Source organism: Rhodococcus sp. D-6 (assembly GCF_040256695.1).
Classification (GTDB): Bacteria; Actinomycetota; Actinomycetes; order Mycobacteriales; family Mycobacteriaceae; genus Rhodococcus; species Rhodococcus pyridinivorans.
Map to the genome: position 1 here is coordinate 120,090 of NZ_CP132970.1, position 17,408 is coordinate 137,497.

Below are 17,408 nucleotides of genomic sequence, written 5' to 3' on the forward strand. Positions count from 1 at the left end.
AATCCGGAGTATGCCGACCCGGACGATCGATGGTCACCGCATCACCCTGACCAACCTCGACAAGGTGCTGTATCCGAGCACCGGGACGACGAAGGGCGAGGTCGTCGAGTACTACGAAGCCGTCGCCGAGGCGATGCTTCCCCACATCGTCGGCCGGGCAGCGACCCGTAATCGGTGGCCGAACGGTGTCGGCGAACAGTCCTTCTTCGAGAAGAACCTCCCCGACCACGCACCGGCCTGGCTCGACCGTCGCACCCTGCATCACAAGGACCGGCGGGTCACCTACCCGCTGTTCGATTCCGCCGCCGGGCTCGTCTGGCTCGGGCAACAGGCAGCCCTCGAACTCCACGTGCACCAGTGGCGTTTCGACGGAGAGAAGGCCGGACCCGCGACCCGCATCGTCTTCGACCTCGACCCGGGGCCCGGCGTGGGCCTGGCCGAGTGTGCGGAGGTCGCGCGCCACGTGCGCGACACCGTCGCCGAACTCGGGTGGTCGGCCTATCCGGTCACCAGCGGCAGCAAGGGCATCCACCTGTACGTCCCGCTCGATCGGATGCTGTCGTCGTCGGGGGCGTCGAAGGTCGCGAAGCAGGTCGCGCGCAATCTCGAGACCACCCTTCCCGACCTGGTGACCGCGACGATGGCGAAATCGGCGCGCGAGGGCAAGGTCTTCGTCGACTGGAGCCAGAACAACAGTTCCAAGACGACGGTCGCGCCGTACTCGCTGCGCGGTCGCGACGAGCCGTGGGTGGCGGCGCCGCGCAGCTGGGACGAACTCGACGACCCCGACCTCGCGCAACTGCAGTTCCGGGAGGTCCTCGCCCGCATCGAGGAGTTCGGGGACCTGCTCGCCGGTCTCGACCCGCCCCTCGGCAAGGCTGTGTCCGGAGACAAGGCCGTGTCCGGAGACAAGGTCGTGTCCGGAGACAAGGCCGGGTCCGGCGGCAAGACCGTGTCCGGCGGAGACGCCCTGGACACCTACCGCGGCAAGCGCGACGCGTCGCGCACCCCGGAACCGGTACCCGACCGCGTCCCCGACGACGGCCCCGGCAACAGGTTCGTCATCCAGGAGCACCACGCGCGTCGCCTGCACTACGACCTGAGGCTCGAACGCGACGGTGTGCTGGCGTCGTGGGCCGTACCGAAGAACCTGCCGGACACCTCGGGGCGCAACAATCTCGCGGTACGGACCGAGGACCACCCGATCGAGTACCTGACCTTCCACGGGACGATCCCGAAGGGCGAATACGGCGCCGGCAGCATGACCGTGTGGGACACCGGCACCTACGAGACCGAGAAGTGGCGGGACGACGAGGTGATCGTGCGGTTCCACGGCGACCGGATCGAGGGACGGTACGCGCTGATCCGCACCGAGAAGAACCAGTGGCTGGCGCACCGCATGAAGGACCAGTCGTCGCCGAGCACCGAGTCGTCCGATGCCGATCCGGCCTCCCTCGTCGGATCGTCGGGGTCCAAGTCCTTCCCGCGCGATCTCGCGCCCATGCTCGCGACCTCCGGTGACGTCTCGGGTCTCGACGCCGAAGACTGGGCGTTCGAAGGCAAATGGGACGGATACCGCGCCATCGCGGAGATCGAGGACGGCACCGTCAGGCTCCGCAGCCGATCCGGTCGCGATGTCACCGGCGACTACCGGAAGCTCGTCGAACTCGCGACGATCCTCGACGGTCACCGGGCGGTGCTCGACGGGGAGATCGTCGCCGTCGACCGCTCCGGGGTGACGAGCTTCTCGATGCTGCAGCGGGGCGTGAACTACGAGTACCGCGTGTTCGACGTGCTGTATCTCGACGGGGTGTCGCTGCTGCGCAAGACCTACGACGATCGCCGACGGGTCCTCGAGGCGCTCGCCGCTGCCACGGACGGACTGATCGTCCCGGATCTGCTCTCGGGTGACGGCTCGAAGGCTCTCGCGCGCAGCCGCGCGAAGAACTGGGAGGGCGTGGTCGCCAAACGCCGGGACTCCGTGTATCTGCCGGGCAAGCGCGGCGCCGGATGGATCAAATCGAAGAACTGGCTCACCCAGACCGTCGTGCTCGGCGGATACCGCCGTGGCAACGGCAACCGTGCCTCGACCTTCGGCTCCCTGCTGCTCGGCGTCTACGACGACGACGGTGAGTTCGTGTACGTCGGCAAGGTCGGCACCGGTTTCGACGACGAGACGCTCCTGTCGGTGGCGAAGGCTGTGAAAGGGCACACGAGCCGCACGAACCCGTTCGCGAACGAAGTGCCGGCCGCCGAACGCCGCGATGCGGTGTGGTTGCGGCCCGAACTCGTGGGGGAGGTGCGGTTCGGAGGATGGACGGAAGGAGACCGGGTGCGGCACGCGAGCTGGCGTGGTCTGCGCGACGATGTGGACGCGTCGAGTGTGGTGCGAGAAGAGGAAACAGGCGCTGACTGCTAACGTTCGTTCGAAGTCGGGTGATCGGGCATTAGGGGAGGCATCAATGGCCGAGGGCTCGCGTGGCGTCGTCCGTCGGATCGGTTTGGTCGAGGATCACGAGTCGGTCGCGCTCGGGTTCGCAGCGATGCTCGCCGATCAACCCGATCTCGAGCTCGCAGGTACCGCCACCACCGTCTCGGGTCTGCTCGAGCAGGTCACCGACCTCGACCTCGCCGTTCTCGACCTGCGCCTGTCCGACGGATCCTCCCCGAAGAGCAACGTCGAGCAGCTGCGCGCGGCGGGCCTCGAGACCCTGGTCTTCACCGGCGCCGAGAACCCGTATCTGCTGCGTTCGGCCGCCCGCGCCGGTGTGCTCGGGGTGGTGCGGAAATCCGAGCCCGCGGCCGTGGTGATCGAGGCGATCCGCGTGGCCGCCGCCGGAGGGCAGGTCGCCAGCACCGAGTGGGCCGCGGCGATCGACGGTGATCCCGAACTCGACGATGTCGGCCTGAGTCCGCGGCAGCTCGAAGTGCTCGAACTGTATGCGTCGGGGGAGAAGCTCGACCGGGTCGCCCGGCTGACGGGTCTCGCTCCGCAGACCGTCAACGACTACCTGCAGCGGATCCGCCAGAAGTACGCGGAGGCAGGTCGTCCCGCACCCACGAAGACGGATCTGTACAAACGTGCCGTCGAGGACGGGTGGCTGCCGATGCCCGAACGGTCGGATGTCCGCCGTCGCTGACGAGCCGGCCGGGGACACCGGGGAGAAGTCGCACGATCGCAGCACGGCGGCTGCCGACCGACTTCTCCGGATGTTCGCGCGATTCGTCGCGATCGGATATCTCTGCTACTTCGCGTTGCTCGTGCCGGAGATCCTCGAAGTGTCGGCACTCGTCGCGTGGTGGTGGACTCCCACCGCGGCCGTCCTCATGTTCGGATCCGGGGTCGCGCTCGGCTTCGCCTCGTTCCGCGGCACGGTGTGGATGCAGCGGACCGCGACCGTCAATGCGCTCGCCTACGTCGTGATGGTCGCATTGTGGTTCGTGGCGTGGAACGGGACGCAGATCCCGCAGGACCAGTCGTTGTGGTTCACCGCCTTTCCCGGCCTCGCGTCGCTCGCGGCGGCGGTCGCGTGGAGACCCCGGCGGGCGTTCGTCCACATGATCCTCGTGGTTCTGCTCGCGCAGTGCGCGAATCACCTCGCCCGCGACGCCCCCTTCGGATACTTCCTGGCAACCGACCTGGCGTTCGCGTTCGTCTTCTGCACGGTCTTCCTCGCGGCCGCGGTGGTGGGACTCGGCACCGGCCGCACCCTCGACGAGACCATCGCTGCCACCCAGGCCACGGCGGCCGCCGCGGCCGCAGCGGAAGCACGGAACGCCGAGCGCGCACGGTTCGATGCCCTGGTCCACGACCGCGTGATGTCCACCCTGCTGGCGGTGTCACGCAACGCACCCCGAGAGTCGCTCGTCGAGCAGGCCGAACGAGCGGTCGCCGAACTCGACGAGTTGCGGCGCGGCACCGATCGGGAGTCGGCGCTCGACGCCGCCGCGGTCGTGGCGCGGCTCCGATCGGCGGCGACCGAGGCCGACGAGGATGTCGTCTTCACCGGCCGTGTCGCCCCGGGATCCGGCGACGTTGCGTTCCCACCCGAACCCGCGCGCGCGACCGCCGCTGCCCTCGCTGAGGCGGTACGCAACAGCGTGCGGCATGCCGGAAAGGACGCGTCCCGCACGGTCGAGGTCGACGTGGCACCGAGATGGATCTCCGTGCAGGTCGTGGACGACGGCCGAGGCTTCGAACCCGAGGCCGTCGACCCGCACCGGCTCGGTCTGGAAGTGAGCATCCGAGGACGTATGCGCCGGGTGTCCGGGGGCCGGGCGGTCGTGCAGTCCGCGCCGGGGGCCGGGACCCGGGTGTTGTTGTACTGGCGGGATCCGGCCGCATGAACACTGCGAACTCGACCGTCTCCGATCTGCTGCGGATGCACAGCAGGCCCGCGCGGGCCTTCGCCGTCCTGTACGCGGTGACCTGCGTGGTGCTCGCCCTGAACACCGCGCCCCATGCGGAGGTCCGCTGGCCCCTCGCGATCGCCGTGATCGTGTGTGTGGCCGCCGCCTACGCGCTCGTCGCAGTCGAGGGGGACCCACTACCGGTGCGACCCGCACTGGCGATGACGTTCTCGGGCGCGATCGCGTCGGCGTCGGTGCTGTGGGTGGTGCCCGCCGATCCGGCGCCGCACCCCATCGAGTTGTGGCCGTTCGGGATGTCCACGACGATCCTCGTGTTCATGTGCGTGCGGGGACGCACGGCGTACGCCTGGTGCGGGATGCTCCTCATGCTCGTCGTCGCCGCGCTGTGGTCGCATCTCACGGGCCCCGGGATGGGCTACGGGCTCGGCCTGACGATCACGAGTGCGGGACCGGTGCTCATGGGCACCGTCTGCGCCTACACGATCCGCCCGCTCGCGCGGTCGATCTACCTGCTGCGCGCCCGGTCGATGCAGCGGATCGCGGCGGAGTCCGCGGCTGCCGCGGCTCTGGAGGAACGTGACGTCCGCCTCGGAAGTCTCGACGCGTCGGCGCGTCCGTTGCTCGAGCGGATCGTCTCGGGCGAACCCCTCGACGAGAACGAACGGATCGAGTGCGGACTCGTCGAGGCACGACTGCGCGACGGTCTGCGTGCTCCCGTACTCCAGGTACCCGAGGTCGACCGGGCCGCCGCTACGGCCCGCCGGCGCGGCGTCGAGATCGTCATGCTCGACGACCACGCCATGGACTCGGCATCTCCCGAGGTTCGGCGCGCCGTCTACCGGGAGGTGGTGGACGCGCTCGATTCGGTGAGAGAAGGGTCGGTGACCGTGCGTGTGTTGCCGCCGGCCCGCGCGGCGATGGTGACGATGCTCGTGAAGGGCGAGGATGTGCGCCGAATCGAGATCGGACACGACGGCCGGCGCACCGGTAATTAGGCGAAACACCGATGCCCATATTTTCTTGGGCAGAGAAAAATCTGTCTGGGTAGTTGTCGGTTTCAACCGTTAAGTTGTAGGCACTCGAAACGGAGTTCGTCGGGGGACTCGGTTCGATCCCATGTATTCATCTCGGTAGGGACGCGCTATGACGACGATGCTCGAACATTCCCCGGCACAGAAGCCTGCGCCTCAGAAGCCCGCACTCTCGGCTCGCGAGATCGAGATCCTGCGGGCCTGGCTGCTCTGCGAGTCCAAGTCCGAGGCGGCTGCGAGCCTGTTCGTCACCGCAGCCACGGTCAGCACCCACATCGTCCGCATCCGTGAGAAGTACGCCCGTGTCGGGCGTACGGCGACCACGAAGACGGCACTGCTCGCCCGCGCTCTGCAGGACGGTGTGGTCTCCATCGACGAGTTGTGACCCGTCGGCCTGCCACCGCACGGGGTGGACACACGACGGATCCGATGAGCGCGGCCGACCGGATCCACCGGGTCTTCGGCCGGTTCATCAGTGCGGGCTATGTGTTCTACCTGCTGTTCGTCGTCCCCACAGCGGTGTCGCAGGCCCACCTCACGGCATGGTGGTGGTTGCCGACGGCACTGCTCGCGATCTTCGGCACCGGGATCGCGCTCGGGGTGGCAACCTTCCTGAGCGATGTCCGGTGGGTCGGACGACTCGCAGCCGCCAACGCCGTCGCCTTCCTGGTCGCGGCGGTCCTGTGGTTCCCGGCCTGGACGGGTGAGGTTTCCACGAACACGGCCTGGCAGGCGCTCTTCCCCGGAGTGGCAGGACTGTCCGCGGCGGCAGCGTGGCGGCCGCGGACGGCGCTCGCCTACCTCACGGTGGTGGTGCTCGTCGTGCAGACCACCAACTATCTGCTGGTGAACACCACGACAGGATACCGCTTCGTCCCGGAACTCGCGTTCGCGCTCATGTTCTGCGGGGTCTTCGCCGCCGCGGCGATCGTCGCCTTCCGCACGGGCGACGTCCTCGACTCCACCGTCGCGGCCACGGAGAAATCCGTCGTCGCAGCAGCGGCGGCCGCGGCCAGGACGGTCGAACGCGAGCGGTTCGACGCACTCGTCCACGACCAGGTGATGTCCACTCTGCTCGCCTCGGGTCGCGGCGCATCCGACGGTCCCGTCGCGGCCCAGGCCCGTCGTGCGCTGGAGATGTTCGACTCCCTGCGGCGCGGCGACGACACCGAGAGCAGCTTCGACGCCGACCGAGTGGCAGCCCAGTTCCGCTCGGCAGCCTCCGAGGTCGACGAGGACGTCGAGTTCACGACCACGACGAGCGCCGATGCCGGACCGCACTACCCGGCCGACGTGATCAGGGCGGTCGGAGCCGCACTGGCCGAGACCGTGCGGAACAGTGTCCGCCACGCCGGCCCGGGCACGCAGCGGGCCGTGCACGTCGACCTCGGGCCCGGATCGGTCCGGGTGGTCGTCCGCGACGACGGCCACGGATTCGACCCCGCCCAGATCGACCCCTACCGGATGGGCATCCGCGCGAGCATCCACGGACGCATGCGCGGCATGGCCGGGGGCGACTCGGAGATCACCTCGGGTCCCGCGGGCACGACGGTGACGCTGTTCTGGTGCGATCCGGCCGAGCGTCGCGCGCCGTGACCGCCGAACCCACCCGCGACGTGCGCGACCTGCTGGGGATGCGCACCACCGCCGCACGTGTGCTCGTGAGCCTCTATGCCCTGGTCTGCCTCGTGCTGGCGGCGTTCGGGGCCGAGCACACGTCCGCGAGCTGGCCTCCCGCCCTCGCCGTGCTCGTGTGCACGTTCGCGGCATTCACCCTCATCACCGTTCCGGGCGACCCGCTGCCGATGCCGGCGACGATCCTGCTCGCCGCCACCGGGACGGTCTCGTCGGCGCTCGTGTTCTCGGTGCTGCCGGTGCCGTCTCCGGGAGGCATCGCGACGTGGCCGCTCGGGATGTCCACGGTCGTCTTCACCTTCATGTGCGTGCGCGGACGCACGCTCGCGGCGTGGATCGGGTTGGCCTGCATGATCGCGACCGCGACCTTCTGGACCTACGCCACCGGGCAGGGGATCGGCTCCGGCCTGTCGCTGTCGGTCGTCAACGCAGCGCCGGTCCTCATGTCCACCTTCTTCGCCTTCACCCTGCGACCCCTCGCCGGATCCATCTACCTGCTGCGTGCGATGTCGTTGCAGCGCAGTGCGGAACAGGCGGCCTCGGCTGCAGCGCTCGAGGAGCGCGACGCGCAGCTCGACCGGCTCGACTCCCTGGCCCGGCCCCTGCTCGAACGCATCGCGACCGGGGAGCTGCTCGACGCGGGGGAGCGGCGCACCGGTGTGCTGCTCGAAGCACGTCTGCGGGACGGGCTTCGAGCGCCGGCCCTGCAGGACCCGCAGGTCGTCGAGGCGGCCGACGCCGCGCGCCGACGAGGCGTGGACGTGGTGATGCTCGACGATCACGGCCTGGACGGGGTGCCCCCGGACGAACAGGCCCGCCTCCGCCGTGCGGTCGCCGACGAACTCGACTCGGTCTCACACGGTTCCGTCACGGTGCGGGTCCTGCCTCCGGGACGTCGGGCCCTCGTGACGATCCTCGTGCGGGGGGACTCCGTGCGCCGCATCGAGCTGGGCAAGGCGTCGCAGGGTTAGAGTCACACCTCGTGACCGTGCTGAAGTCGTTGCTGCTGTTCGCCGTTGCCGCCCTGTTCGAGATCGGCGGTGCGTGGCTGGTGTGGCAGGGCGTGCGTGAGCACCGCGGCTGGATCTGGATGGGGTTGGGCGTGATCGCTCTCGGCGCTTATGGTTTCGTCGCCACGCTCCAGCCCGACGCGAACTTCGGTCGCATCCTCGCGGCGTACGGCGGTGTGTTCGTGGCGGGTTCCCTGGTGTGGGGCATGGTGATGGACGGCTTCCGGCCGGATCGGTGGGATGTCGCGGGCGCGCTCGTGTGCCTTGCCGGCGTTGCCATCATCATGTATTCACCCAGGTGACGACGCATCCGGCACCACCTCGGTGACGAGGCATACGGCACAACTCGGCCGGATGCCTCGTCCGGGCGTCACGGCACCACGACGCCGCCGACTGCGGGGGTCGAGTTGCACAGCGGTCCACTGCCGAGATTCACCGAACCGAAGACCGTCGCCACGACCTCGCCCGGACCGGTGTCGACCAGGGTCGACAGGTTCGGGTACGTACCGACCAGATCGACGATGCCGGTGCGGCCGTTGTTGCGGTTGAGCCATGCGACGCTGACCTGCCCCGCTGCCGGGACCGGCCACAGGGCCTCCCGTGTGGAGAACAGGACGTGGCCGCCGGGGATGCCCTCGTCCGGTCCGGGTTGCGCCGTGACCGAGGTGAACGACGCCAGGCTGCCCTGGTTGATGCAGCCGATGGTGATCGCCGTGCCCAGAGGCTGAGGGGGTGCAGCGGTGGCCACACCGGTGAATGCGATTGCGGCGGCGACGGGTGCCGCCAGGGCGAGAACTCGACGTGGAATTCGCAGTGCAGGCATGGTGCTGCTCCTCGGAAAGGGAAGGTCACGTCCGGGAGCCGACCGCAGCGAGGAATACCGCGGCGCGTCCCGCGCACCGATGACGTGCGTGAGTCTATCGAGACACCGAAGACCCAGGAGCGGTTTCGGTCTCGATCCGATACAGCTCGGAAGCATTGCGGCGCAGTACCGCGTCGGAGAGCTCGTCGCCGAACACGTCCTCGACGAGGGTGATGTCGCTGTCCCGGAACGGTCGCGGTGCGCGGGTCGACGGCAGGTCGGTGCCGAACACGAGTGCCCCGGGATTCACATCGGCAACGGCGCGAAGCGCGTCGGCCACCGGGAGATCGACGCGCCCGAACCCTGTTGCCTTCACGTGGATACCGCTCTCCACCAGCCGCAACAGTGACGGCAAGCCGTCCTGCGACAGTCCCAGGTGGTCGACGGAGACGGCGGGCAGTGCCGCGATCGTGGTGTGCAGCTCGGCCAGATCGCGCGAATCGATGTACAACTCGGCGTGCCAGCCGACGAGATCGTGGACCCGCCGGGCGAGCCGGTCGAGGTCGGACAGCGTGGCCGATCCGCCACGGCGGACGTTGAATCGCACGGCCCGCACTCCCGCCGCGTCGAGCCGGGTGATCTCGTCGCCCGAGGCGGTGGCCGGAAGTTGTACGACGCCGACGAAAGTGGGCCCGAGCCGGTCGAGCGCATCGAGGAGATAGCCGTGGTCGAAAGCCTGGAACGACCCTGACACCACCGCGCCACCGGTGACACCCAGATGCGCGACCCGCGCGAGATAGTCGTCGACGGTGAACGGTTCGGGCAGATAGCCGTCGTTCTCGACGAGGGGGAAACGCGGATCGATGATGTGCAGGTGGGCGTCGAACATCTCCCCACGATAGGAAGCCCGGTCCGAGCGGAACAGGGTTCGGATCAGCGGGAGTTCACTCGCGGCGGCGATGCGCGGTGTGACGGCGGAGGAGGGATTCGGCCAGTCCCGCCACGAGGTTCCGTGCCTCGGGTGGCCCGACGATCTCGATGTGCTCACCGAACTGCAGCAGTTGCCGCACACCGTCGATCGAGTCGTAGGCCACCGTGATCCGCGAGACGTCCGGTCGCGGCCCTGCGGTGCTCCCGCGCAGGCGGGCACCGAGGATGCGCCGGGCGAGATCGAGGCGGTTCGCCGCGAGATCGGCGGTGACGACGACGTCCTCGCGTCGTTCGAGTGCGTCGCCGAGTTCGCGTGCCAGCGCGGGCAGGGTGCGGCCGGGGGACAGGCGGCGCGGCCGGTCGAGCACTGTCCACGCACTCAGGCGGGTCAGTGCGAACAGTCGTGGTCGCCCCTCGTCGTCCGCCACGAGATACCAACGGCCGGCGCGGGAGAGCACACCGTAGGGATCGACGACGATCTCGCGTTCGCCGCGGTGCCCGCTCGACCGGTACGTGATGGCGAGTTGCCGTCCGCGCCGCAGGTCGCGGGTGAGGGCAGCGACGTCGGCCCGGTCCTCGGTGGCGAACCATCCCCGATTGTCGACGGTGACCACCTCGGTCAGTGGCAGCAGGTCGTTCTCGCGTGCGGTGGCGGGCGTGCGCCGGGCACGTGCGGTGAGTTTGTGGACGGCGTCCCGGGCGGCGGCGTCGACACCGAGTTGCCGGGCCCGGCCCATGTCGACACCCAGGGCGCGCAGGACGTCCACCTCGGACGCGTTGAGCCGGTTCAGGTCGGTCTGCCGGCCGGGGAGCATCACGATGCCGCCGTACCTGCCGCGTTCGGCGACCACCGGAAGGTCCGCAGCAGCAAGCGTTTCCACATCGCGTAGCACGGTGCGCTCGGAGACGCCGAACTCCTCCGCGAGTTCGGCGGCCGTGACCCGTCTGCGGGCCTGCAGGACGACCAGCATGCTCAGCAACCGCTGCGGCCGGTTCATCGAATGTCGGATCTCCTTTCGAAAACACGACAGGAACTGTCGGGTTTCGGTGTCACGGTAGTTCCCGAAGCCCTTCACATCCACACATGATCCGAGGAGATGTCGATGACCGTGTCGTCGCCCAACCTGTTCCTGATCTACGTGACCGACGTCGAACGCGCGACCCGCTTCTACAGCGACCTGTTCGACATGACCCCGCAGATGACGACCCCGCGCTACGTCTCCTTCGAAGTGGCGCCGGGAGTGCTGTTCGCACTGTGGTCGGGTCGCGCCGGGACCGTGGACGCGAACGCGCCGCGGCTCTCGGAGGTGGGCCTGATGGTGCCCGGCTCGGCCGCCGCCGTCGATGCGATCCACGACGAGTGGGCCGGCAAGGGAGTGACGGTCGTGGAGGCACCGCACGATGAGGTGTTCGGACGGACGTTCGTGGTGTCGGATCCGGACGGGAACCTCATCCGTGTCTCCCCGCTGGACTGAGTCCCCGCTCGACGGAACGATCTACGACGCCTCGCGCATCGTGAGCCCACCGAGTTCGACCGTGTACGTCTGCGACGCCTCGTCCCACCACACGGAGTAGGTGGTGGGGTAGAGGCCCTCGCGCTGGTACGCCTCGGGCAGACGGAGTTCCTCGTGGTGCGCCGGCCGCGTCGCGAGCCACTCCCGGCTCAGCATGGGTTCGATGAACGCCTGCCGTCCGTCCCACGTGCCGTAGAGCACGGTCTCGGTGAGGTGGTGTCCCGCTGCCGGATCGTGCTCCGCCTCGGTGGTGTCCACCCAGTGCAGTCCCATGCCCGCGACGGTCGACGTCAGCGGATCCCCGGACGGTGCGTACCCCTCCGGCACGTAACGCGGGTCGGGCACGCGGGCCGCGGCCGGGATGTAGCCGGGGGCGAAGGGATGGATCGACTCCACCGTGGGCCGATCCAGGAGATAGAAGTGGACGTCGAAGTGCGGGACGTCGAAGCCGTGCTGGGGGTCGTGGCCGTGCGAGTTCCAGTCGACGGTGACGTGGTCGAACGCGGTGGCGGACGCCTCCTCGGGCAACTCGAGCACGTACGCCTCGGTGACCGGCAGCAGCGCACTGGGCAGGTCGTCGAGTGCGGCCGCGTCGAGTCGCACCCCGATGGTGGCCGGCGTGCCCTCCTCGTCGACGGTGACGTACGTGCGGGCGTTGCCCGCCCCGATGGGATGAGCGGGTCCTTCGACGAGGCCCGAGACGCCCCCGGCGACCGCGGGTGCAGGAGTGACGAACAATCCGAGGACCGCCGCCGAGACGATCACGGCGAGATGTCGGGCACGAGGCCGAATGTCCATGTGGGGTCCTCGAATTCCGTCGTCGTCGAGCGGCGTCGTTGTGGATGCTAACTGTCGCGCGGACGGTGGATGGCTGACTAGATCGAACTGTGATGCGTGGGCAGGACGATGCCTGTGCTGTTCGAGGGAGTGGGTCCGCCAGTGCTTGCGGATGCGAGCGGAACCCGATGTGTGCCCCCGGCAGGATTCGAACCTGCGACACCCGCTTTAGGAGAGCGGTGCTCTATCCCCTGAGCTACGGAGGCGTCCGGCCGGGCGGAGCCGACCTTGGCGCGTTGTGAGTGTAGCCGCCGGGCATGCGCCGTAACCAAGCGCCCGCTCCCGAGGCTCTCGAGGTGGCGCGTATGACCTGCAGGTTCCCGCCGATTGAGATCAAGGAAAGGTAACACTGGCCTTTCCCTATACCGTTTTGTTACCTTGGGTCGCCAGGAGCGGCCGGGGATACCCGGTCGAAGTCGGGACGAAACAAGGGACATACTGTGGGACGCCATCAGCGCACGCGCGAAGACGCAGCATTCGACCTCGAGACGATTGGCGCGCCCTTCTCCGGCAAGGGCCGTCACCGCGTCGAGCCCACCGGTACGTCCGCTCCGGTCAAGGCCGCCACCGTCGCCGCTGCCACGGGTGCCTTCTTCGCCGTCGGCTCGCAGATCGGCGCCGGCACCGCTGCCGCGCATCCCGGCCACGACCACGTCCAGGCCGAGGCCCCCGCGCCCAGCCTGCCCTTCGAGCTCCCCGCGGGCCTGCTGCCCGAGGGTGTCGAGATCCCGGCCATCCCCGGCATCACCACCCCGGCCGAGCAGGGCGCACCCGAGCTTCCGGCCGAGGTCACCGGCTTCCTCGATCAGTTCTCGGGTCCCAGCTGGCTCGACCAGCTCAACCCGGCTTCTCCCTCCGCCGTCCAGCCCGTCTCCGGCACCCTCACCTCCGACTGGGGTCCGCGCTGGGGCGCCCACCACGGCGGCATCGACATCGCAGCCCCGATCGGAACGCCCATCAAGTCCGCGGCCAACGGCACGGTCCTCGACGCCGGACCGGCTTCCGGCTTCGGCCAGTGGGTCCGCGTCCTCAACGACGACGGCACCACCGCCGTCTACGGTCACGTGAGCACCTACCAGGTCTCGGCGGGTCAGCGTGTCAACGCCGGCCAGCAGATCGCCACTGTCGGCAACGAGGGCTGGTCCACCGGACCGCACCTGCACTTCGAGGTCTGGGACACCGAAGGCACCAAGATCAACCCGAACGCGTGGCTGAGCGATCGCGGCGTCGTCACCGACTGGGGCGGCTACCGCGCCGTCTGATCCCACCGCAGTGACCGTCTGATCCCACCGCAGTGTTCGATCCCACCCGACGGCACGCCGTCGATCCCACCGCCAGCATGAGCGCGCGCTAGGCTTGGCTCGACAGACCGCGCGCCGACCCGGGGGTTCCATTGGGAGCTGAGATATCCGCTCGTTCGTTCACCGGGGAAGACCGGCGGATGTTCCGGAGCAAGGTTCGCGACTGCATGAAGGCGCTCGAGCGGATGCTTCGAGAGGACGTCTTCGTCGACGTGCACTCGTCACCCGAACCGCATCTCGGCATGGAGATCGAGTTCAACCTCGTCCGCGACGACATGTCGCCCGCGATGTCGAACCTCGAGGTGCTCCAGGCGATCGACGATCACGCGGTCTTCCAGACCGAACTCGGCCAGTTCAACGTCGAGATGAACGTCGAGCCGCGACGTCTCACCGGCGACGAACCCTTCGAACTCGAAGAGTCGCTGCGGTCGTCGCTGCGGCGCGCCGACGAGCGGATGCACCTGCACGACGCGCAGCTGGTCATGATCGGTATGCTGCCCACGCTCGAACTCGACGACCTCGAACGGGGCCGGATCACCGCCAATCCCCGCTACGAAGCGCTCAACGAGCAGATCTTCGCGGCGCGCGGCGAGGACATCGAACTCGATCTCGACGGTGTGCCGTTGCCCGGCACTGATGTCGTGGAAACCCTTCGTGCAGACATGAATTCGGTGGTCCCCGAGGCTGCCTGCACGTCCCTGCAGCTGCACCTGCGGATCGCCCCCGAAGATTTCGCGACGCACTGGAACGCGGCCCAGTGCCTGGCCGGAGCGCAGGTCGCGCTCGCGGCGAACTCGCCCTTCCTCGCCGGCAAGGCGCTGTGGCACGAGAGCCGGATCCCGTTGTTCGCGCAGGCCACCGACACACGTCCGCTCGAACTGCGGAACCAGGGTGTCCGTCCCCGCGTGTGGTTCGGTGAGCGGTGGATCGACTCCGTCCTCGACCTGTTCGAGGAGAACTCCCACTACTTCACGGCTCTCCTTCCGGAGGTCTCGGACGTCGATCCGATGGCCGAACTCGACGCCGGCCGGATTCCCGAACTGCGCGAACTGCAGATGCACAACGGCACCATCTACCGGTGGAACCGGCCCGTCTACGACATCAGCGACGGCCATCCGCACCTGCGCGTCGAGAACCGTGTGCTCCCTGCAGGACCGACCGTCCTCGACACCATGGCCAACGCCGCCTTCTACTACGGGACGCTGCGCGCCCTCACCGACGCCGACGAGCCGCTCTGGCGCGACCTCAGCTTCGACGCCGCCGAGCGGAACCTCGTGCTCGGTGCGAAGTTCGGTCTCGACGCGAAGCTGTACTGGCCGCGCACCGGATGGGTCGGCGCCGACGAACTCGTGCTGCGGTGCCTGTTGCCGCTTGCGCACCAGGGCCTCGAGGCATACGGACTGTCGGCGGCGGTCCGCGACCGCTATCTCGGCATCGTCGAGGGGCGTGCACTGACCCGGCAGACCGGGGCGGCGTGGCAACGACGGCAGGTGGCCCGACGCGAGGCTGCCGGCGAGAACCGTCGCACCGCCCTGCTCGGGATGATGAAGGACTACGTGCAGAACATGGCCTCGGGTACTCCCGCTCACGAGTGGGAGTGACGGCCCTACAGTTGTAGGGTCCGCGTCACGGCCACCGTCGGCTGGACGACGACGCGATCCGCGGGTGGCTCGAAGCCGGCTACTTCGCCGAGATCGTCACCGAGATCGGCGACGCGGACGCCTAGGCGGCTCTTGAGCATACTCAACGTCAGCTCGACCTCGATCCCGTCGGCGCCGGGAGCCCAGAACAGGAAACCGAAGTCGTCGGACGGTTCGGCGCGGAAGCCGTCCACCGTCGCGCCGTGGACGTGGGCGGTGGTGTTGTCGATCCACAACCCGACAGCCTGGGCGTTCCTCGGTGAGCTCAACCGCAGTCGTATCTTCCGGGCGCTTCCGCCGGTCGTGTCCTCGAGGATCTCGACCTCGGGCGCCTCGAGGTCGGCGACCGGAGCGGGCCCGTGGTACATCGGCCGGTGCTCCCGCCACGGGAAGGCGGTGGGGAGCGATTCGGGACCGGTGGTGAGCAGCCCTTCGCTCCAGTCGGATCTCGGGCCGTCCGGCGATCCCCACACCGCGGCACCCCGATCGGCGTCGAGCGAGTACCAGAGGTATTCCTGCCGGGGATCGGTCGCCCCGTCCCGGTTGAGGTAGCCGGCGAGCAGCGTGCCCACCACGACGATCGCGATCGTGCCGGTCGCGGAGACGACGAGCCCGCGGGTGGTCGACGCGAACGGCTCGCACAGCGGGAGTACCGCGGCGAACGTGAATGCGACGAACAGACCGGCCACCGGTGCCCCGTAGAGGAGTCCGGCGTCGAACGACACCAGCACGGCGGGCAGGCCGAAGATCAGCGAGCCGAGCGCGCCGAGGGTGATCGCGACGAGCGGCCACACCGTGTTGTCCTGCGGGAGAAGCAGCGCCACCAGCAGACCCAGCGCCGTCGGCAGGACGAGTACGAGCATTGTCAGCGGCACACCGGCGAAGGGGATACCGGCGAGAGCGAGCACCGCGACGAGCGTGAACGCTCCGCACGTGAGCGCGGCGGCCGGACGGCCGCGACCCCACCACGATCGCGCGACCAGCAGTACACCGAGGGCCGCGACGACCGCCGCGAACTGGAAGACACCCGGCCGGTATGGCTCGTCGGCGACCGGCGCGGCCATGCCCGGATCGACGGTCTGCACGATCCACCACGGCAGCCACGCTGCGCCCGCCGCGAGGACGGCGGCGAGCAACGACACGGCCACGGCAGCGCCGGCCTGCCAGGCCGACGTCTGGCCGCGGCGCACCCGCAGCACGACGATCGCCCCCACGACGCCTGCCAGCACGATCGCCCCGACGACCTCGGCCCACCGCGGCAGGTGGAGCAGTCCCCAGGGCGCGGTCGTCACGACCTGGTCGCCGCCGTCGTCGACCGTCGTGAGATCGGATCCGGCGAGGGTGCGGGCCGTCGCGAGGGAGGTGTCGCCCATGTGCTGCAGCGACGTCCGGCTGAGACGGTCGGGGGTGTCGAGAGGGCTGTGGTAGTACGCCGATCCCGCGGAGATCGCGGTGTCGAGGGCGTGGTGGCCGTGCTCGACGAAGCGGCGGAAATCGGTGTCGTTCGGCAGCGCCTCGAAGATCAGTTCGGTGAGGGAGTCCGCGTTCGCTCCCGGTGCCCCCGCCAGACTGTTGATCAGGACGCCGTTCGGTGAGGTGATCCGGAAGGTCGTCGGTGTACCGGCGTTCCCGCGGGCCTCGTGGTTGAGCACGACGACCGGACCGGCCCGCACGGACTCCGTGCCCACGAACCGGTGGGCGCCGAGCAGACCGTTCTCCTCACCGTCGGTGAGCAGGACGACGACGTCGTTCCGCGAGGGAGGACCGGACTCGATGGCACGGGCGACCTCGAGGACCGTGCCGACGCCGATCCCGTCGTCGCTCGCGCCGGGGGAGCCCCGGACCGTGTCGTAGTGCGCGGCGAGCACGACGGTGCCGGTGGGATCGGTACCGGCTCGGGTCGCCACGATGTTCTGCACGCGGGCGCCGCGCTGGGTCGCCTCACCGGACCGCGCCATCCATCCCACGCCGGAGTCGACGCGGGTGGACCACCCGAGATCCTCGAGGACGGCGACGAGATGGTCGCGGGCGGCGGCGTGGGCGGTCGACCCGGGCGGTCGTGGGCCGGTGGCGATCGCGTCGATGTGTTCACCGGCGCGGGCGGCGCTGAAGACATCGGCGGGTGCATCGGTTCCGAGCGGCTCGTCGGACCCGGGGAACAGCGCAACGAGGCCCGCCATGAGAAGGACTCCGATCAGCGCGAGGACACTGCTACCCAGTGCCTGGAATCGGCTACGCGGGGACGGGGCCGGGTGGCGAACAGCCGCGGCGGAGTCCATGGGTGCAGCCTAGCCGCGAATGCAGCGGTGCCCCGGCAGACTCGGCCGGGGCACCGCG

The 17,408-nt window shown here is 69.2% G+C and carries 16 protein-coding genes and 1 tRNA gene; 11 read left to right on the top strand and 6 right to left on the bottom strand.

Annotated elements, in window-relative coordinates; genetic code table 11:
- Positions 1-10: 10 nt before the first annotated feature.
- The 8 genes from RBB84_RS00625 (at position 11) to RBB84_RS00660 (ending at position 8,349) form a co-directional block, all read left to right on the top strand.
- Positions 11-2,419 carry an ATP-dependent DNA ligase gene (locus RBB84_RS00625; RefSeq protein ID WP_024103132.1) on the top strand — a complete coding sequence of 803 codons (2,409 nt, stop codon included), beginning with the start codon at positions 11-13 and terminating at the stop codon, positions 2,417-2,419.
- Between the two features lie 43 nt (positions 2,420-2,462).
- Positions 2,463-3,140: a response regulator transcription factor gene (locus RBB84_RS00630; protein WP_006551596.1), complete on the top strand. Its 678-nt coding sequence runs from the start codon at positions 2,463-2,465 to the stop codon at positions 3,138-3,140.
- A complete protein-coding gene (locus tag RBB84_RS00635; protein WP_350247022.1) occupies positions 3,124-4,347 on the top strand; it encodes an ATP-binding protein in 1,224 nt (407 codons plus the stop codon). The genes RBB84_RS00630 and RBB84_RS00635 overlap by 17 nt, the downstream gene beginning before the upstream one ends.
- Positions 4,344-5,366: a hypothetical protein gene (locus RBB84_RS00640; RefSeq protein WP_024103134.1), complete on the top strand. Its 1,023-nt coding sequence runs from the start codon at positions 4,344-4,346 to the stop codon at positions 5,364-5,366. Before RBB84_RS00635 ends, RBB84_RS00640 begins: the two co-directional genes overlap by 4 nt.
- Positions 5,367-5,514: 148 nt before the next feature.
- Positions 5,515-5,787: a LuxR C-terminal-related transcriptional regulator gene (locus RBB84_RS00645; protein WP_016692216.1), complete on the top strand. Its 273-nt coding sequence runs from the start codon at positions 5,515-5,517 to the stop codon at positions 5,785-5,787.
- A 44-nt stretch (positions 5,788-5,831) separates the two neighbouring features.
- Positions 5,832-6,998, top strand: coding sequence for an ATP-binding protein (locus RBB84_RS00650; RefSeq protein ID WP_064256964.1), 1,167 nt, complete (start codon positions 5,832-5,834; stop codon positions 6,996-6,998).
- The gene (locus RBB84_RS00655) at positions 6,995-8,008 is read left to right on the top strand and encodes a hypothetical protein (RefSeq protein WP_064256965.1); all 1,014 of its coding nucleotides are present in this window, start codon (positions 6,995-6,997) and stop codon (positions 8,006-8,008) included. Before RBB84_RS00650 ends, RBB84_RS00655 begins: the two co-directional genes overlap by 4 nt.
- An 11-nt stretch (positions 8,009-8,019) precedes the next feature.
- Positions 8,020-8,349, top strand: coding sequence for a YnfA family protein (locus tag RBB84_RS00660; RefSeq protein ID WP_006551592.1), 330 nt, complete (start codon positions 8,020-8,022; stop codon positions 8,347-8,349).
- A 68-nt stretch (positions 8,350-8,417) separates the two neighbouring features.
- On the opposite strand, the gene RBB84_RS00665 is transcribed toward RBB84_RS00660, so the two are convergent.
- From RBB84_RS00665 to RBB84_RS00675, 3 genes are all read right to left on the bottom strand, one after another.
- Positions 8,418-8,870 carry a hypothetical protein gene (locus RBB84_RS00665; RefSeq protein WP_019289873.1) on the bottom strand — a complete coding sequence of 151 codons (453 nt, stop codon included), beginning with the start codon at positions 8,868-8,870 and terminating at the stop codon, positions 8,418-8,420.
- Between the two features lie 94 nt (positions 8,871-8,964).
- On the bottom strand, positions 8,965-9,738 hold the full coding sequence (locus RBB84_RS00670; RefSeq protein ID WP_064256945.1) for an amidohydrolase family protein: 774 nt from the start codon (positions 9,736-9,738) through the stop codon (positions 8,965-8,967).
- A 55-nt stretch (positions 9,739-9,793) separates the two neighbouring features.
- The gene (locus RBB84_RS00675) at positions 9,794-10,777 is read right to left on the bottom strand and encodes a WYL domain-containing protein (protein WP_064256963.1); all 984 of its coding nucleotides are present in this window, start codon (positions 10,775-10,777) and stop codon (positions 9,794-9,796) included.
- A 105-nt stretch (positions 10,778-10,882) separates the two neighbouring features.
- On the opposite strand from RBB84_RS00675, the gene RBB84_RS00680 reads away from it, so the two are divergent.
- Entirely contained in the window at positions 10,883-11,254 is a 372-nt protein-coding gene (locus RBB84_RS00680; protein WP_231912069.1) for a VOC family protein, read from the top strand.
- Between the two features lie 21 nt (positions 11,255-11,275).
- Here the strand turns inward: RBB84_RS00680 and RBB84_RS00685 are convergent, their stop codons facing one another.
- Positions 11,276-12,091, bottom strand: coding sequence for a DUF5602 domain-containing protein (locus tag RBB84_RS00685; protein WP_064256944.1), 816 nt, complete (start codon positions 12,089-12,091; stop codon positions 11,276-11,278).
- 172 nt (positions 12,092-12,263) lie between these two features.
- Positions 12,264-12,336: transfer RNA gene (locus RBB84_RS00690), tRNA-Arg, on the bottom strand.
- 234 nt (positions 12,337-12,570) lie between these two features.
- Between RBB84_RS00690 and RBB84_RS00695 the strand changes: the two genes are divergently transcribed.
- The gene (locus RBB84_RS00695; RefSeq protein ID WP_024103142.1) at positions 12,571-13,392 is read left to right on the top strand and encodes a M23 family metallopeptidase; all 822 of its coding nucleotides are present in this window, start codon (positions 12,571-12,573) and stop codon (positions 13,390-13,392) included.
- A 131-nt stretch (positions 13,393-13,523) separates the two neighbouring features.
- Positions 13,524-15,032, top strand: a complete 1,509-nt coding sequence (locus RBB84_RS00700; RefSeq protein ID WP_033096747.1) for a glutamate-cysteine ligase family protein — start codon at positions 13,524-13,526, stop codon at positions 15,030-15,032.
- Positions 15,033-15,037: 5 nt separating this feature from the next.
- Here RBB84_RS00700 and RBB84_RS00705 read toward each other — a convergent pair whose 3' ends face one another.
- Positions 15,038-17,350, bottom strand: coding sequence for a M28 family peptidase (locus RBB84_RS00705; protein WP_350247027.1), 2,313 nt, complete (start codon positions 17,348-17,350; stop codon positions 15,038-15,040).
- Positions 17,351-17,408: the final 58 nt, after the last annotated feature.

What these genes read in the sequence shown, in the direction of transcription:
- RBB84_RS00625 (WP_024103132.1), top strand. Translation starts at nt 11, where the DNA reads ATGCCGACCCGGACGATCGATGGTCACCGCATCACCCTGACCAACCTC.
- RBB84_RS00630 (WP_006551596.1), top strand. Translation starts at nt 2,463, where the DNA reads ATGGCCGAGGGCTCGCGTGGCGTCGTCCGTCGGATCGGTTTGGTCGAG.
- RBB84_RS00635 (WP_350247022.1), top strand. Translation starts at nt 3,124, where the DNA reads ATGTCCGCCGTCGCTGACGAGCCGGCCGGGGACACCGGGGAGAAGTCG.
- RBB84_RS00640 (WP_024103134.1), top strand. Translation starts at nt 4,344, where the DNA reads ATGAACACTGCGAACTCGACCGTCTCCGATCTGCTGCGGATGCACAGC.
- RBB84_RS00645 (WP_016692216.1), top strand. Translation starts at nt 5,515, where the DNA reads ATGACGACGATGCTCGAACATTCCCCGGCACAGAAGCCTGCGCCTCAG.
- RBB84_RS00650 (WP_064256964.1), top strand. Translation starts at nt 5,832, where the DNA reads ATGAGCGCGGCCGACCGGATCCACCGGGTCTTCGGCCGGTTCATCAGT.
- RBB84_RS00665 (WP_019289873.1), bottom strand. Translation starts at nt 8,870, where the DNA reads ATGCCTGCACTGCGAATTCCACGTCGAGTTCTCGCCCTGGCGGCACCC.
- RBB84_RS00670 (WP_064256945.1), bottom strand. Translation starts at nt 9,738, where the DNA reads ATGTTCGACGCCCACCTGCACATCATCGATCCGCGTTTCCCCCTCGTC.
- RBB84_RS00675 (WP_064256963.1), bottom strand. Translation starts at nt 10,777, where the DNA reads ATGAACCGGCCGCAGCGGTTGCTGAGCATGCTGGTCGTCCTGCAGGCC.
- RBB84_RS00680 (WP_231912069.1), top strand. Translation starts at nt 10,883, where the DNA reads ATGACCGTGTCGTCGCCCAACCTGTTCCTGATCTACGTGACCGACGTC.
- RBB84_RS00685 (WP_064256944.1), bottom strand. Translation starts at nt 12,091, where the DNA reads ATGGACATTCGGCCTCGTGCCCGACATCTCGCCGTGATCGTCTCGGCG.
- RBB84_RS00705 (WP_350247027.1), bottom strand. Translation starts at nt 17,350, where the DNA reads ATGGACTCCGCCGCGGCTGTTCGCCACCCGGCCCCGTCCCCGCGTAGC.